This window comes from Streptomyces sp. NPDC020884 (genome assembly GCF_044333935.1).
Taxonomy (GTDB): Bacteria; Actinomycetota; Actinomycetes; order Streptomycetales; family Streptomycetaceae; genus Streptomyces.
Genome location: NZ_JBIRRY010000001.1, coordinates 290,929 through 306,265 on the forward strand (window position 1 = coordinate 290,929; position 15,337 = coordinate 306,265).

Genomic DNA, 15,337 nt, shown 5'->3' on the forward strand with positions numbered 1-15,337 from the left:
AGGGGCGTCCCGCGGTTGCGGGGCGCCCCTCTCGTCGGTGAGCCGTGCGCTCAGCCGGCCAGGCAGGACGGGCCGAGCAGCACCTTCAGGTCGCCGAAGAGGGCCGAATCGGCCTTGACCCGGTGCCGGTCGAGCCGCAGGACGGTGGTCTTGCGGGGGCCCTGGAGCTTGATGCGGACCTCGGTGTCGCCCCGGTGGTGGCTGAGCACCTCGCCGAGCCGGGTGACCATGGGCGGGGTGATCTTCACGGTGGGGATGGTGAGGATGACGGGCGCGTTGGTCCCGGCGTTGGAGATGTCGGGGACCTGCATCTCCATGGCGACCAGCCGGGGCACGTCCTCGCGCTTGTCGAGCCGTCCCTTGACGAAGACGACGGTGTCCTCGACGAGCTGGGTGGAGACCAGCTGGTAGGTGGCGGGGAAGAACATGCACTCGATGGAGCCCGCCAGGTCCTCCACGGTGGCGATGGCCCAGGCGTTGCCCTGCTTGGTCATCTTGCGCTGGAGGCCGGAGATGATGCCGCCGACGGTGACGATCGCGCCGTCGCTGTAGTCGCCGCTCATGAGCTGGGAGATCGAGGCGTCGGCCTTGTCGGACAGCACGTGCTCCAGGCCGAAGAGCGGGTGGTCGGAGACGTACAGGCCGAGCATCTCCCGCTCCTGGGCGAGCAGATAGGCCTTCTCCCACTCGATGTCGGAGAACTCCACGTCGAGCCCGAAGCCCGGCTCGCCGCTCTCCTCCTCGCCGCCCCCGAAGAGGTCGAACTGTCCCTCGGCCTCCTTGCGCTTGACCTGCACCACGTTGTCGATCATCGGCTCGTGGTGGGCGACGAGGCCCTTGCGGGTGTGGCCCATCTCGTCGAACGCGCCGGCCTTGATGAGCGATTCCACGGTGCGCTTGTTGCAGACGACCGCCTCGACCTTGTCCAGGAAGTCGGGGAAGGTGCTGTACTTCCCCTTCGCCTTGCGGGACCGGATGATCGAGTCGACGACGTTCTGACCGACGTTGCGGATGGCGGTCAGGCCGAAGAGGATCACGTCGTCGCCCTGGGCGGCGAAGTTGGACAGCGACTCGTTGACGTTGGGCGGGAGCACCTTGATGCCCATGCGGCGGCACTCGTTGAGGTAGACCGCGGACTTGTCCTTGTCGTCCTTGACCGAGGTCAGCAGGGCGGCCATGTACTCGGCGGGGTAGTTCGCCTTCAGGTATCCGGTCCAGTAGGTGACCAGCCCGTACGCCGAGGAGTGCGCCTTGTTGAACGCGTATCCGGCGAACGGCACCAGAACGTCCCACAGCGCCTTGATCGCCGCGTCGGAGAAGCCGTTCTTCTTCGCGCCGGCCTCGAAGAGGACGAAGTTCTTCGCCAGCTCCTCGGGCTTCTTCTTGCCCATCACACGGCGCAGGATGTCGGCCTCGCCCAGGGAGTACCCGGCGACGATCTGAGCGGCCTTCTGGACCTGCTCCTGGTAGACGATCAGGCCGTAGGTGAGGCCGAGGACCTCCTTGAGGGGCTCCTCCAGCTCCGGGTGGATCGGGGTGATCTCCTGGCGGCCGTTCTTGCGCTCCGCGTAGTTCGTGTGCGAGTTCATGCCCATCGGGCCCGGCCGGTAGAGGGCCGAGACGGCGGAGATGTCCTCGAAGTTGTCGGGCTGCATCTGGCGCAGCAGGGAGCGCATCGGCCCGCCGTCGAACTGGAAGACGCCGAGCGTGTCGCCGCGGCAGAGCAGTTCGTACGTCTTGGGGTCGTCCAGCGGCAGGGAGAGCATCTCCAGGTCGACGCCCTTGTTGGACTTCACCATCTTGATGGCGTCGTCCATGATCGTCAGGTTGCGCAGGCCGAGGAAGTCCATCTTCAGCAGGCCGAGCGACTCGCACTGCGGGTAGTCCCACTGCGTGATCGTGACGCCGTCGGTGTGCCGGACCCAGACGGGTGCGTGGTCGACGATCGGCTCGCTGGACATGATGACGCCGGCGGCGTGCACGCCCATCTGCCGGACCAGGCCCTCGACGCCCTTGGCGGTGTCGATGACCTTCTTGACGTCCGGTTCGCTCTCGTACATCCCCCGGATCTCGCCCGCCTCGCTGTAGCGCGGGTGCTTGGGGTCGGTGATGCCGTTGAGGTCGATGCCCTTGCCGAGGACGTCGGCGGGCATGGCCTTGGTGAGCCGGTCGCCCATCGCGTACGGGTAGCCCAGCACGCGGGCGGAGTCCTTGATGGCGTTCTTGGCCTTGATCTTGCCGTAGGTGCCGATCATGGCGACCTTGTCGGCGCCGTACTTCTCGGTCACGTACCGGATCACCTCGACGCGCCGGCGCTCGTCGAAGTCGATGTCGACGTCGGGCATGGAGACGCGCTCGGGGTTGAGGAACCGCTCGAAGATCAGCCCGTGCTCGATCGGGTCGAGGTCGGTGATGCCCATGGCGTAGGAGACGATCGAGCCGGCCGCCGAACCACGGCCGGGGCCCACCGCGATGCCGTTGTTCTTGGCCCACATGATGAAGTCGGCGACGACCAGGAAGTACCCCGGGAACCCCATCTGGATGATGATGTCCATCTCGTACTCGACCTGCTTCTGCCGGTCGTCGGGGATGCCGTTCGGGAAGCGCCGGCCCATGCCGACCCGGACCTCCTCCTGGAACCAGGTGATCTCCGTGAAGCCGTCCGGGATCTCGAACTTCGGCATGAGGTTCTTCGCCTCGAACATGCCGACGGTGTCGATCTGCTGGGCGACCAGGAGGGTGTTGGCGCACCCCTGCTGCCAGGCGTCGGATGAGTCGACGGCGTACATCTCGTCCGTCGTCTTGAGGTAGTAGCCGGTGCCGTCGAAGCGGAAGCGGTCGGGGTCCGAGAGGTTCTTGCCGGTCTGGATGCAGAGCAGGGCGTCGTGGGCGGTGGCCTCGTTGGCGTACGTGTAGTGGGAGTCGTTCGTCACGAGCGGCGGGATGTCGAGCTTCTTGCCGATCTCCAGCAGACCGTCGCGGACCCGGCGCTCGATCTCGATGCCGTGGTCCATCAGCTCCAGGAAGTACCGGTCCGCCCCGAAGATGTCCTTGTAGTCGGAGGCCGCCTGGACCGCCTCGTCGAACTGGCCGAGCCGCAGCCGGGTCTGCACCTCGCCCGAGGGGCAGCCGGTGGACGCGATGAGGCCCTCGGACCACTGGGAGATGGTCTCCTTGTCCATCCGGGGCCACTTCTGGAGCCAGCCCTCGGCGTACGCGTCGGAGGAGAGCCGGAAGAGGTTGTGCAGCCCCGTCTTGTTGGACGCCCAGATCGTCTTGTGGGTGTAACCACCGGAACCGGACACGTCGTCGCGCTTCTGGTGCGGCTGCCCCCACTGCACCTTGCGCTTGTGTTTGCGCGACTCCGGGGCGACGTACGCCTCGATGCCGATGATCGGCGTGACGCCCGCCTTGGTCGCCGAGTGGAAGAAGTCGTAGGCCCCGTGCAGGTTGCCGTGGTCGGTCATCGCGATGTGCGACATGCCCATCTCGTTGCACGCCTCGAACATGTCCTTGAGCCGCGCCGCACCGTCCAGCAGCGAGTACTGGGTGTGAACGTGCAGGTGCGTGAAGGGCGGCTTGGTCACGGCGTCGGGCCTCCGGGAAGTCGGGCGATGACGGACGGGGGGACAGCGTGGAAGTCTACGACGTGACCGAGTCGAACGACGGGCACTCCCGGCTTCCGCCGAGCGTTGGAGAGGGCGGGACAGGCGTCCGTTTTGTCATGCACTCAGTCGTGCGGACCGCCGGTCCGCCCAGACACGCCAGCTATTGCAGGAGGCAGCAAGAAATGTCGGAAACGCAGACCGGCGCAGCGCAGCGCGGGGAGCAGATTCTCGCCGTTTTCGACACCGCCTTCGGGGAGCTGCTGGCCGCCGATCCGGCCGCCTTCCGGGTCAAGTTCCGCAAGATGGCGGGCTCGGCCTTCGCCTTCTACCGGGGCACCGCCTGCCTGTTCTACAGCGACCTGGAGCGGGAGCGGCACGGCGGCCCGTTCCTGGACGAGCGCACCGGCCGGGTGTGGATCCACGGCGATCTGCACGCGGAGAACTTCGGCACGTACATGGACGCCAACGGCCGCCTCGTCTTCAACGTCAACGACTTCGACGAGGCGTACGTCGGCCCCTTCACCTGGGACCTGAAGCGCTTCGCCGCCTCCGTGGCGCTCATCGGTTACGCGAAGGCGCTGGCCGACGAGCAGATCAGCGAGCTGGTCCGGATCTTCGCCGCGTCCTACCGCGAGCGGATCCACGCGCTGGCGACCGGCGCGAAGAACGACGAGGTGCCGCCGTTCACGCTGGACACCGCGGACGGGCCGCTGCTCGGCGCGCTGCGCTCCGCCCGTTCGCGCACGCGCTTCTCGCTGCTGGACTCGATGACGGTGATCCGGGACTTCGAGCGCCGGTTCGCGGACGGCGGCGGGGCGATCGACCTGGACGCCGCGACGCGCTACAAGGTGCTGGCCGCGTTCGACGGCTATCTGGAGACGCTGCCGGAGTCGAGCCTGACGCGGCCGGACTCCTACCGGGTCAAGGACGTGGTGGGCCGCCGCGGCATCGGCATCGGCTCCGCCGGGCTGCCCTCGTACAACATCCTTCTGGAGGGCAACAGCGACGCCCTGGAGAACGATGTGGTGATCTACCTCAAGCAGGCGCAGACCCCGGCGGTCTCCCGGCACATCACGGACGCCGCGGTGCGGGAGTACTTCCAGCACGAGGGGCACCGCACCGTGATCTCGCAGCGGGCCCTCCAGGCGCACGCGGACCCGTGGCTGGGCTGGACCGAGCTGGACGGGGCCGGCCAGCTGGTCGCCGAGGTCTCGCCGTACGCGGTCGACCTGGACTGGTCCGACATCGACGAGGTGGACGAGATCGCGGCGGTCGTCGCCGATCTGGGCCGGGCGACGGCCACGATGCACGGGGCGGCGGACGACGAGAGCGGGCACTCGCTGGTGCCGTTCTCCACGGAGCGGGCGATCGACGCGGCCATCGCGGCCGACGAGGAGAGCTTCGCGCCGCTGCTGGTCGACTTCGCCCACAGCTACGGGGCGCGGGCCCGCGAGGACCACCAGATCTTCGTGGACCTCTTCCGCAACGGCCGGATCCCGGGACTGTAGGGCGCCGGGTCCCGGTGGCCCCGCGCCACCGGGACTCTCAGCCTCTTTTAAGGTCCGCCTACCTCGGCGCATGACACACTTTCCGGCGATGGACATCTCAGGGACGCAGCTCAGGGTCGCGCGCGCGACGGTCTTCACCGCGCTCGTCGTCACCCTGTCCACGGCGTCCCATGTGCTGCTCTCCCGGGTCCCGCTGCCGCTGACCGCGGTCGCCCTGCTCGCCGCTGTCGTCTTCGCCGTGGCGTACGCGCTGGCCGGCCGGGAGCGCGGCTTCGGGGCCATCGCGGGCCTGCTGGTCCCGCTGGAGCTGGCCGCCGACACGCTCTTCACCACGGGCCAGCACCTCTGTTACGGGGCGGCCGGCGGCCCGGTCGCGGGCCCGCTGCGCGCGGTGGGCTTCGACGTCCTGTGCGGCGGCGAGGTCGGCACGGGCGGGGCCCGGGTCGCGGGCGTCGGCGCGGTGGGCACCCCGCTGGCCGATGTGGCCGGTGCGGGCGACCGGGCGGCCGCGCTGCTGGCACAGCCGGGACCGGCCGTGCCGTGGCTGCTGCTCGTCGCCCATGTGGCGGTCGGGCTGCTGGCCGCGGCCTGGCTGCGGCGCGGCGAGGCGGCCCTGTCCGGGCTGCTGCGCGCGGCGGCCCTGATGGCGTTCCGGCCGCTGCTGACCGCGGTCGCCGTGGTGCGCGCGGGCGTCCGGTCCGCGGCCCGTCGCCCCCGGGCGGCCGGGCGGCCGCACCCGCCGCTGACCGCCCGCTTCCTCGTGCACTGTGTGGGACGCAGGGGCCCGCCGCTCACGACGTACGCCGCTGCCTGAGGGCAGGGCGACGCACGAACGGCAGGACCGCCCGCTCCCCCACACACGTACCCACGGAGAACGATCATGAGCAAGCGCAACACCCAGGCGAACAAGGCAGCGGCCCGCGACCGGCTGCGCGCCGAGCGTGAGCGTCAGGCGAAGAAGGACCGGACCCGCAAGCAGGTCGTCGTGGCCGTCTCGGTCGTCGCCGCCCTGGCCGTGGTCGGCGGCATCAGCTACGGCGTGATGCAGCTGAACAAGCCCGACGCCTGGGAGGCGGCCGCCGACGCGAAGAACGTCACCGCGCCGAAGAACACCTCGGGCAAGGACGGCACCACCGTGGTGGTCGGCAAGTCGAGCGCCAAGAAGACCCTGGAGCTGTACGAGGACTCGCGCTGCCCGGTCTGCGCCACGTTCGAGCAGGGCGTCGGCGAGACCGTCTCGAAGGACGTCGAGGCCGGCAAGTACAAGGTCAAGTACGTCGGTGCGACCTTCATCGACAACACCGACAACGGCGAGGGCTCCAAGAACGCCCTGAGCGCGCTCGGCGCGGCGCTGGACGTCGGCCCCGAGGCGTTCCTGGAGTACAAGGCCGCGCTGTACTCGGCGAAGTTCCACCCCGAGGAGAGCGACGACAAGTTCGCCGAGGACAGCTACCTCATCGAGGTCGCGGACTCGGTCGACGCCCTGAAGGGGAACAAGGCCTTCCAGAAGAGCGTGGAGGACGGCACCTACGACGCCTGGGCGATGAAGATGTCCAAGACCTTCGACAAGAGCGGTGTGCAGGGCACGCCGACGCTGAAGATGGGCGACAAGAAGATCACGAGCGAGGGCAGCGAGAACGCCCCCATGACGGCCGACGAGTTCACGAAGGCCATCGACAAGGCGCTGAAGGCGTAACGCCTCCGGCCGCCGCCCGGCCGACGTTCCAGGCCCTCCGGCCGCTCGGGCGGCGGCCGGGCCACCGGGCGGCGACCGTTTCCCGACGGGTGGGCGAACTTCCGCTGTTCGCCCGCCCGTTCGCCGTCCGCGCCCCTAGGGTGATCGGCCGTGACCAGTCGACACCTTTCCTCGCCGAGCCGCCGCACCGTCGTGCGGGCCGCCGCCGCGGGCGCCGCCGCCGTCCCCGTGCTCGCCACCGCGTCCGTCACCTCCGCGACTCCCGCCCGTGCGGCCGGATCGCCCGCCTTCCTGCACGGCGTCGCCTCCGGCGACCCGCTGCCCGACGGCGTCCTGCTGTGGACGCGCGTCACCCCCGAGCCCGGCGCGGAGCCCGGATCGGGGCTCGGCGCCGACACCCCCGTGCGCTGGGAGGTCGCGGAGGACCGGGAGTTCGTCCGGATAGCCGCGACCGGCACGACGATCGCGTCGGCCGCCTCCGACCACACCGTGAAGGCCGACGTCCGGGGACTGCGGCCGGCCACCGCGTACTGGTTCCGCTTCACGGCGGGCGACGGCGTGCTCTCTCCCCTCGGCCGCACCCGCACCGCGCCCGCGACCGACGCCGCCGTGCCCGGCATCCGCCTCGGCGTGGTGTCCTGCGCCAACTGGGAGGCGGGCTGGTTCTCCGCGTACCGGCATCTCGCCGACCGGCCCGACCTGGACGCGGTCCTGCACCTGGGCGACTACCTCTACGAGTACGGGACCGGCGAGTACCCGGCGAAGGACGCGGTGCTGCGTGCGCACCGGCCCGCCCACGAGATCCTGGACCTCGCCGACTACCGCACCCGGCACGGGCACTACAAGACGGACACCGACCTCCAGGCGCTGCACGCGGCCCACCCGGTGATCGCGATCTGGGACGACCACGAGTTCGCCGACAACGCCTGGTCGGGCGGCGCGGAGAACCACACGCCGGGTGCGGAGGGGGCCTGGGAGCAGCGGGTGGCGGCGGCCAAGCGGGCGTACTTCGAGTGGATGCCGGTCCGCGCCTCCACCGAGGGGACCGTCTACCGGCGGCTGCGCTTCGGACGGCTGGCCGAGCTGCATCTGCTGGATCTGCGCAGCTTCCGCTCCGAGCAGGCGTCGATCGGCAGCGGGGCGGTGGACGACCCGGAGCGCACGGTCACCGGCCGGGCCCAGCTGGACTGGCTGAAGGCGGGGCTGACCGGGTCGGACGCGGCCTGGAAGCTGGTCGGTACGTCGGTGATGATCTCCCCGGTGGCATTCGGCGCGCTCCCCGCGCATCTGCTGGAGCCGCTGGCCGGGCTGCTGGGGCTGCCGAAGGAGGGCCTGGCGGTCAACGTCGACCAGTGGGACGGCTACACCGACGACCGCGCGGAGCTGATCTCCCACCTGCGGAAGGGGGCCATCGCCGACACGGTGTTCCTGACCGGCGACATCCACATGGCCTGGGCCAACGACGTACCGGTGCGGGCGGCCACGTATCCGCTGTCGGCCTCGGCGGCGACGGAGTTCGTGGTCACGTCGGTGACCTCGGACAACCTCGACGACATCCTGCGGGTCGCGCCGGGGACCGTGTCGCTGGTCGCGGCGGCGGCCGTGCGGGCGGCCAACCGCCATGTGCGGTGGGTGGACATGGACGCGCACGGCTACGGAGTGCTGGACGTCACCGCCGAGCGGGCGCAGATGGACTACTACGCGGTGTCCGACCGGACGGACCGCGACGCCACCTCCGCCTGGACCCGCTCCTACCGCACCCGCCGGGGCACCCAGCGCGTCGAGCGGGCCGACCGCCCGGTGCGCTGAGCGGCGCGCGCCCTCGGGGCGAGGGGTCCTACAGGGTGGCCAGGAAGCCAAGCGCGACCTTCCAGGTCTGCTCGGCGGCCGCCTGGTCGTAGTCGTGCAGATCGGGGTCGGTGAACAGGTGGCCGGCCCCGGGATAGCGGTAGACCTCCACGTCCGCGCCGGTCCGCTGCATCTGGAGATACCAGCTGTTCAGCCAGTCGTGGGACTCGAAGGGGTCCGGGTCCGCGACGTGCAGCTGAACGGGCAGCTCGTCCACCGAGGCCTTCTCGGCGATGTCCGATGTGCCGTGGAAGAGCAGCAGCCCCCGGGCCTTCGCGTCGCCGAGCGCCAGGGTCTGCGCGGTCGCCGCCCCGAGCGAGAAACCGGCGTAGACGAGTCCCTGGTCGGAGTAGGGCGCTGCGGCCAGCACGGCGCGCTTCAGCAGCTCGTCCTTGCCGATCTCCTCCTTGTGGGCCATGCCCTCTTCCACCGTGTCGAAGGTGTGCCCCTCGAACAGATCGGGCACGCGCACCTCATGGCCGGCGTCCCTGAGCCGCGCGGCCGCGGCGTGCACGGCGGGCCGGAGCCCGTACGTCGAGTGGAAAAGCATGATGTTCATGAGGCCCATGGTGCCATTCGCACCCCGGGGGCCGCCCTGCGTCAACAGGAGGACGAGGCAATGGAGAGCGTGCTGCGCCCGCTGATCGTGATCGGCGGTTCCGTGGTGATCACCCTGCTGGTCGGCTGGCTGGTCGACCTGCTGCTGCGGCGGGCCGACAGCCGTCACCACGAGACTCCGCTGTGGGGACTGCTGCGGCGCTGCCGGCCCCCGTTGCAGGTGGTGATCATCACGGCGCTGCTGCGCGGCAGCTACCGCCAGACGAAGATCACCTGGGTGTGGGACCACCGGGCCGGGATCGGCCAGGTCCTGACCCTGGTGCTGATCGGCGCGTCCGCCTGGCTGGTGGTGCGGATCGCGGCGACGGCCGTGGAGGCCAGCTACGCCCGGTACGCGACGGCCACCCGCGACCCGGCCCGGGTCCGCCGGGTGCGGACGCAGGTGACGCTGATCCAGCGCGTGGTCATCGCGGTGGTGACGGTGGTAGCCATCGCCGCGATGCTGCTGACGTTCCCCCCGATGCGGGCGGTCGGCACCTCGATGCTCGCCTCGGCCGGTGTGCTGGGCATCGTCGCGGGCGTCGCCGCCCAGTCGACGCTGGGCAATCTCTTCGCCGGGCTCCAGATCGCGTTCGGCGACATGGTGCGGATCGGCGACACCGTGGTGGTGGACGGCGAGTGGGGCACGGTCGAGGAGATCACCCTGACGTTCCTGGCGGTGCGGACCTGGGACGAGCGGCGGATCACGATGCCGGTCTCCTACTTCACCAGCAAGCCGTTCGAGAACTGGTCGCGCGGCGGGGTGCAGATGACCGGCACGGTCTTCTTCCATCTGGACCACTCCGCTCCGGTGGCCGCGATGCGCGAGAAGCTGCGGGACATGCTGGGCGACATCGCCGCCTGGGACGGCCGGGACTGGTCGCTGGCCGTCACGGACACGACGCCGTCCACGATCCAGGTGCGGGCCGTGGTCACCGCGAAGGACGCGAACGACATCTGGACGGTGCGCTGCGCGGTGCGCGAGCAGCTGGTCGGCTGGCTGCGCGACCACCATCCGTACGCGCTGCCGCGGATCTCCACCGCGCCCGCCGTGCTGCCGCCGGGCGGACAGTGGGCGGAGCCGACGGGGCCGGGCGGCCGGAGCGTACGCAACGGGAGCGCGCCGGCGGTCGAGGGCGGCGGCTCCAAGGCTCCGCGCACGGGCCGCGGCTGAAGCCCCGGTCTCAGCGCCCCGCTACACCGCCCCGCTGCTCAGCGCAGGGAGCGGACGTCCAGATACCGCAGGACCCGGTCGACGACCTCCGGGTCCGATCCGGCCTCGCTGCGTGCGGAGAGCACCTCGTGGCGGGCGGCCGACATCATCTCGCGCTGGACGCGGCTGACCGCCTTGAAGCGGTCGGCGCGCTTGGCGTAGGCCTCGCGCCGCTCCTCGTCGACCATGTCGGGGCTGATCCGGGCCCCGATGTCGTACGCGGCGCGCTGGAGCCGCTCCACGACCTCCTCGGGGAAGTCCTCCACCTCCTGGATCTCCTTGAGGCGGTACTTGGCGGCCTTGGCCGCCCGGAGGGCGAGTTCCCGCTCCAGGGCCTCTTCGGCGTCGGTGTCGGCCCGGACCTTCAGCTTGCGCACCAGCCAGGGCAGGGTGAGCCCCTGGAAGACCAGCGTGGCCATGATCACGGCGAACGCGATGAAGATGATCTCCTCGCGCCCGGGGAAGGGCTGCCCGTCGTCGGTCTCCAGCGGGATCGCCAGCGCCAGGGCGACCGAGGCCACCCCGCGCATTCCGGCCCACCACATCACGACGGTCTCCCGCCAGCTGGTGGGGATCTCCTCGCTGACGTCCCGGCGGGTGTGCAGCTTCTTGGCCAGCCAGGTCGCGGGCAGCAGCCACAGCAGCCGTACGCCGACGACGACCGCGACGATCGCGAGCCCCCAGCCGACCATCTCCAGGGCGTGCCCGTCGGCGGTGCCGAACACGGTGTGCAGCTCCAGGCCGATCAGTCCGAAGGCGACGCCGGTGACGAGGGTGTCGACGATGTCCCAGAAGGTACGTCCGGTGAGCCGGCCGAGCACGTCGTCGGCGTCGGCGGTGTGCTCGGCGAGGAACAGCGCGATGGTCAGGACGGCCAGCACGCCGGAGCCCATCAGCTCCTCCGCGAGGACGTAGGCGACGAAGGGGACCAGCAGGGTCAGGCCGACCTGGAGCGTGGCGTCGCCGAGCAGGTTCATCAGCTTGATGGTGAGCCAGCCGAGCGCGAGTCCGACGGCGACCGCGACGACGGCGGAGAGGATCAGCAGCCCGAAGGCCTCGGGCAGCGAGAAGGTGCCGCTGACGGCGGCGGCGATGGCCACGTGGTAAAGCACGATGGCGGTCACGTCGTTGAAGAGCCCCTCGCCCTCCAGGATCGACACCAGCCGGCGCGGCAGCCCCACGGAGCCGGCCACGGCGGTCGCCGCGACCGGGTCGGGCGGGGCGACGAGCGCACCGAGCGCGACGGCCGCGGCGATGGGCAGCCCCGGCACGATCGAGTTGGCGACCGCGGCGACGGCAGCCGTGGTGACGAAGACGAGAGCCACCGCCAGCAGGAAGATCGGGCGGCGGTTGGCGGCGAACTGCCGCCAGGAGGTGCGCTGGACGGTGGCGTAGAGCAGGGGCGGGAGCAGCGCGGGGAGGATGATCTCGGGCGGGATGTCGACGTTCGGCACGAACGGCATGAAGGCCATCGCGATGCCGACGAGGGTCATCAGCACCGGTGCCGGCAGCCCCAGCCGCGCCCCGAGCGGCACGGTGACCACGGCTCCGAGCAACAGCAGGAGCAGCAGGGACATCTGTTCCACGAGGCGCCTTCCCCAGCGTGCGGGTCCGGTCCGTCACGAGCGGCCGAACAGGGCTCTCACCCTGTCACGCGGGGTGCGCGATTCGACCGATACCCCCCGCTCGCGGCGCTCAGGCCGGGTGGATCTGCCGCCGCATGGCCCGGTGGGGCATGCCCGCGTCGGGGAACTCGGGGCCGTACGCGACGTAGCCGAGCCGCTCGTAGAAGCCGAGGGCGTGGGTCTGGGCGTGCAGGTCGACGGCGGCCAGGCCCAGCTTCCGCGCCTCGTCCTCGATGGCCGCGACGAGGGCCGCGCCGACCCCGAGGCCGCGGGCCTCCCGGCTCACGGCGAGCCGGCCCAGCGAGCCGGCGGCCGGGTCGCCGCCGGTCTTGCCGACCGCGTCCGCGCCGTGCAGCAGCCGCCCGGTGCCGAGCGCCGTGCCGTCCGCGGCGACGGCCAGGACATGCACGGCGGTCGCGTCGTGGGCGTCGTACTCCAGCTCCTCGGGCACGTTCTGCTCACCGACGAAGACGTCCTTGCGGACCTGGAAGCAGGCCGCCAGGTCGCTCTCCTCGACGGCCCTGCGGGTGCTGTACGGGGAGGGCCCGGCGGTCACTGGCTCTCCGCGGAGATGGTGTCGAGGGCGTGCTGGAGGTCGGCCGGGTAGGTGCTGGAGAACTCCACCCAGCTGCCGTCGCTCGGGTGCTCGAAGCCGAGGCGCACGGCGTGCAGCCACTGGCGGGTCAGTCCGAGGCGCTTGGCCAGGGTCGGGTCCGCGCCGTACGTCAGGTCGCCGACGCAGGGGTGGCGGTGGGCGGCCATGTGGACCCGGATCTGGTGGGTGCGGCCGGTCTCCAGCTTGATGTCGAGAAGGCTGGCGGAGCGGTAGGCCTCGATCAGGTCGTAGTGGGTCACCGACGGCTTGCCCTCGGCGGTGACCGCCCACTTGTAGTCGTGGTTGGGGTGGCGGCCGATGGGGGCGTCGATGGTGCCGCTCATCGGGTCCGGGTGGCCCTGGACGAGGGCGTGGTACTTCTTGTCGACGATCCGGTCGCGGAACTGGGCCTTGAGCAGGGTGTAGGCGCGCTCGGACTTGGCGACGACCATCAGGCCGGAGGTGCCGACGTCGAGGCGGTGCACGATGCCCTGGCGCTCGGCGGCGCCGGAGGTCGAGATCCGGTAGCCGGCGGCGGCGAGGCCGCCGATGACGGTGGTGCCGGTCCAGCCGGGGCTGGGGTGGGCGGCGACGCCGACCGGCTTCATGATGACGACGATGTCGTCGTCGTCGTGGACGATCTCCATGCCCTCGACGGGCTCGGCGACGATCTGGACGGGGGCCGGCGCCCCCGGCATCTCGACCTCAAGCCAGGCGCCCCCGTGGACCCGCTCGGACTTCCCGGCCACCGAACCGTCCACCTGGACCTTCCCGGCTGCGGCCAGCTCGGCGGCCTTGGTGCGGGAGAAACCGAACATCCTGGAGATGGCGGCGTCGACGCGCTCGCCTTCCAGGCCGTCCGGTACGGGCAGGGTGCGGATCTCGGGGTGCGTACTCACCTGTCGAGTATGCCTTGCGCCGAAGGCTCCCCGCGCAGCCCGGCCCCGGTCAGTCCTTGTGCACGGTCCCGTCGGGGTCCAGGCCCTTGAAGGAGAGGATCACGATGAGGATGCCGCCGCACACGATGGCGGAGTCGGCGAGGTTGAAGACGGCGAAGTGCTTGGGGGCGATGAAGTCCACCACCGCGCCCTCGAACACGCCGGGCGCCCGGAAGAGGCGGTCGGTGAGGTTGCCGAGCGCACCGCCCAGGAGAAGGCCCAGGGCGATGGCCCACGGCAGGCTGTAGAGCTTGCGGGCCAGCCGGACGATGACCACGATCACTCCGGCGGCGATGATGGTGAAGATCACCGTGAACGCCTCGCCGAACCCGAACGCGGCGCCCGCGTTCCGGATCGCCCGGAACTGCAGCCAGTCGCCGATGATGTCGATCGGCGGCTGGTGCTCCAGCTTCGCGACCACGATCATCTTGGTGACCAGGTCCAGCAGGTAGGCCACGACGGCCACGCTCAGGAGGACGAGGACCTTCCGCTTGCCCCGGCCCGCGTTCACGGTGGCGTCGGCGGCCGTGCTGCCGCCCTCGTCCGTGCTCTCGGCATCGGGATTTTCCGGCGTACCGATGATGCGCTCCGCCTCTGCCACGTGAGTCCCTCAACCTAGGTGCCGACTGAGGATGAGGGTACGACACACCGCTGTGGATCAGCCGCGCCGCTCCTGCTTCTGTTTGTCCTCGACGCAGAGAGTGGCCCGGGGGAAGGCCTGCATCCGCGCCTTGCCGATCGGTTTGCCGCAGACCTCGCAGAGTCCGTACGTCCCGGCTTCCAGGCGGGCCAGCGCCCGCTCGGTCTGCTCCAGCATCTCCTGGGCGTTGGCGGCGAGCGACAGCTCGTGCTCGCGGGTGATGTTCTTGGTTCCGGTGTCGGCCTCGTCGTCGCCCGCGCCGTCGCCGGAGTCCCGCATCAGCCCGGCGAGCGCCGCGCCGGAGGCCTCCAGTTCGCTGCGCAGCCGCAGCGTCTCGCTCGTCAGCACCGTCCGCGCCTCGGTGACCTCCTCGGGCGTCCAGGGGTCCTCTCCGGGCCGGACGGCCAGCTCGCCGGGGGCGGCGGCGCGGGCCGGCGGCACGGGGGCCGTGGCCTGTGCGCGTGCTGCGGGACGACTCGCGCTCTTCTTGGCTACCACCGTGTGGGCTCCCGTCTGCTCGGCGGCCCGAGCCGCCTCCGTGGCCGCCGCTGCGGCCTTCTTCGACGCCTTCTTGGCCACGCTCTTCTTGGCGGCGGGCTTCTCACCGACCGCCGTCCTCGCCGCGGTCTTCTTGGCCACGGTCTTCCTCGCTGCCGTCTTCTTGGCTGCCGTCTTCTTGGCAGCGGCCTTCTTGACCGTCTTCTTCGCGGGCTCGGCCGCCTGCTCGGCCGGTGGCTCGTGGGTGCTGTCGTGCTCGGGCGGGGTCTCTTCCGCCGTCTTCTTCGCCACCATGGCCGCGGCCCCTTCACACATTGTGATCTTGCTCGCGAATCGTGCTGGGACGATAAATCGACTCCAGCCCCGCGGCAACGGGGCACGCCGCCTTCTCGCCCCTCCCCCGTATCCGGTCGTGGCGCGCCTGCCTCCGTTGTTCCCAGCTCCCCGCCCGGTAATCCGGCCCCCGGGCCCCCCGGGCAAGTCCGTACGCCCCGTCCCGCCACTCGGGTCACGCCCGCGCGCCCCCGATAACCGGTCGGCCGCGGGCCGTACAGGCCCGTACACTGGGCCC

The 15,337-nt window shown here is 70.8% G+C and carries 12 protein-coding genes; 5 read left to right on the forward strand and 7 right to left on the reverse strand.

Annotated elements, in window-relative coordinates:
- Positions 1–50 precede the first annotated feature (50 nt).
- Positions 51–3,587 carry a DNA polymerase III subunit alpha gene (dnaE, locus tag ACH4UK_RS01350; RefSeq protein ID WP_398354027.1) on the reverse strand — a complete coding sequence of 1,179 codons (3,537 nt, stop codon included), beginning with the start codon at positions 3,585–3,587 and terminating at the stop codon, positions 51–53.
- 203 nt (positions 3,588–3,790) lie between these two features.
- Here dnaE and ACH4UK_RS01355 point away from each other — a divergent pair, with 203 nt between their 5' ends.
- The 4 genes from ACH4UK_RS01355 to ACH4UK_RS01370 all read left to right on the forward strand — a co-directional run bounded on the left by ACH4UK_RS01355 (position 3,791) and on the right by ACH4UK_RS01370 (position 8,621).
- Positions 3,791–5,116, forward strand: coding sequence for a DUF2252 domain-containing protein (locus ACH4UK_RS01355; protein ID WP_398354028.1), 1,326 nt, complete (start codon positions 3,791–3,793; stop codon positions 5,114–5,116).
- Between the two features lie 88 nt (positions 5,117–5,204).
- Positions 5,205–5,930 carry a hypothetical protein gene (locus ACH4UK_RS01360; RefSeq protein WP_398354029.1) on the forward strand — a complete coding sequence of 242 codons (726 nt, stop codon included), beginning with the start codon at positions 5,205–5,207 and terminating at the stop codon, positions 5,928–5,930.
- 66 nt (positions 5,931–5,996) lie between these two features.
- Positions 5,997–6,812, forward strand: a complete 816-nt coding sequence (locus ACH4UK_RS01365; protein ID WP_398354030.1) for a DsbA family protein — start codon at positions 5,997–5,999, stop codon at positions 6,810–6,812.
- 150 nt (positions 6,813–6,962) lie between these two features.
- Positions 6,963–8,621 (forward strand): alkaline phosphatase D family protein, encoded by a 1,659-nt coding sequence (locus tag ACH4UK_RS01370; protein WP_398354031.1) that lies wholly within the window; start codon positions 6,963–6,965, stop codon positions 8,619–8,621.
- 28 nt (positions 8,622–8,649) lie between these two features.
- Here ACH4UK_RS01370 and ACH4UK_RS01375 read toward each other — a convergent pair whose 3' ends face one another.
- A complete protein-coding gene (locus ACH4UK_RS01375) occupies positions 8,650–9,228 on the reverse strand; it encodes a dienelactone hydrolase family protein (protein WP_398354032.1) in 579 nt (192 codons plus the stop codon).
- A gap of 51 nt (positions 9,229–9,279) precedes the next feature.
- Here ACH4UK_RS01375 and ACH4UK_RS01380 point away from each other — a divergent pair, with 51 nt between their 5' ends.
- Positions 9,280–10,431 (forward strand): mechanosensitive ion channel family protein, encoded by a 1,152-nt coding sequence (locus tag ACH4UK_RS01380; RefSeq protein ID WP_398354033.1) that lies wholly within the window; start codon positions 9,280–9,282, stop codon positions 10,429–10,431.
- 38 nt (positions 10,432–10,469) lie between these two features.
- On the opposite strand, the gene ACH4UK_RS01385 is transcribed toward ACH4UK_RS01380, so the two are convergent.
- The 5 genes from ACH4UK_RS01385 to ACH4UK_RS01405 all read right to left on the reverse strand — a co-directional run bounded on the left by ACH4UK_RS01385 (position 10,470) and on the right by ACH4UK_RS01405 (position 15,060).
- Positions 10,470–12,056, reverse strand: a complete 1,587-nt coding sequence (locus ACH4UK_RS01385; RefSeq protein ID WP_398354034.1) for a Na+/H+ antiporter — start codon at positions 12,054–12,056, stop codon at positions 10,470–10,472.
- 109 nt (positions 12,057–12,165) lie between these two features.
- Positions 12,166–12,651, reverse strand: coding sequence for a GNAT family N-acetyltransferase (locus tag ACH4UK_RS01390; protein ID WP_398354035.1), 486 nt, complete (start codon positions 12,649–12,651; stop codon positions 12,166–12,168).
- Positions 12,648–13,589, reverse strand: a complete 942-nt coding sequence (locus ACH4UK_RS01395) for an RluA family pseudouridine synthase (protein ID WP_398354036.1) — start codon at positions 13,587–13,589, stop codon at positions 12,648–12,650. Before ACH4UK_RS01395 ends, ACH4UK_RS01390 begins: the two co-directional genes overlap by 4 nt.
- A gap of 49 nt (positions 13,590–13,638) precedes the next feature.
- Positions 13,639–14,229 (reverse strand): signal peptidase II, encoded by a 591-nt coding sequence (gene lspA / locus ACH4UK_RS01400; RefSeq protein ID WP_398354037.1) that lies wholly within the window; start codon positions 14,227–14,229, stop codon positions 13,639–13,641.
- 57 nt (positions 14,230–14,286) lie between these two features.
- Positions 14,287–15,060, reverse strand: a complete 774-nt coding sequence (locus ACH4UK_RS01405) for a TraR/DksA family transcriptional regulator (RefSeq protein WP_398354038.1) — start codon at positions 15,058–15,060, stop codon at positions 14,287–14,289.
- Positions 15,061–15,337: the final 277 nt, after the last annotated feature.

Coding starts and splice junctions, on each gene's coding strand:
- ACH4UK_RS01355 (WP_398354028.1), top strand. CDS start 3,791: ATGTCGGAAACGCAGACCGGCGCAGCGCAGCGCGGGGAGCAGATTCTC.
- ACH4UK_RS01360 (WP_398354029.1), top strand. CDS start 5,205: ATGGACATCTCAGGGACGCAGCTCAGGGTCGCGCGCGCGACGGTCTTC.
- ACH4UK_RS01365 (WP_398354030.1), top strand. CDS start 5,997: ATGAGCAAGCGCAACACCCAGGCGAACAAGGCAGCGGCCCGCGACCGG.
- ACH4UK_RS01375 (WP_398354032.1), bottom strand. CDS start 9,228: ATGGGCCTCATGAACATCATGCTTTTCCACTCGACGTACGGGCTCCGG.
- ACH4UK_RS01380 (WP_398354033.1), top strand. CDS start 9,280: ATGGAGAGCGTGCTGCGCCCGCTGATCGTGATCGGCGGTTCCGTGGTG.
- ACH4UK_RS01405 (WP_398354038.1), bottom strand. CDS start 15,060: ATGGTGGCGAAGAAGACGGCGGAAGAGACCCCGCCCGAGCACGACAGC.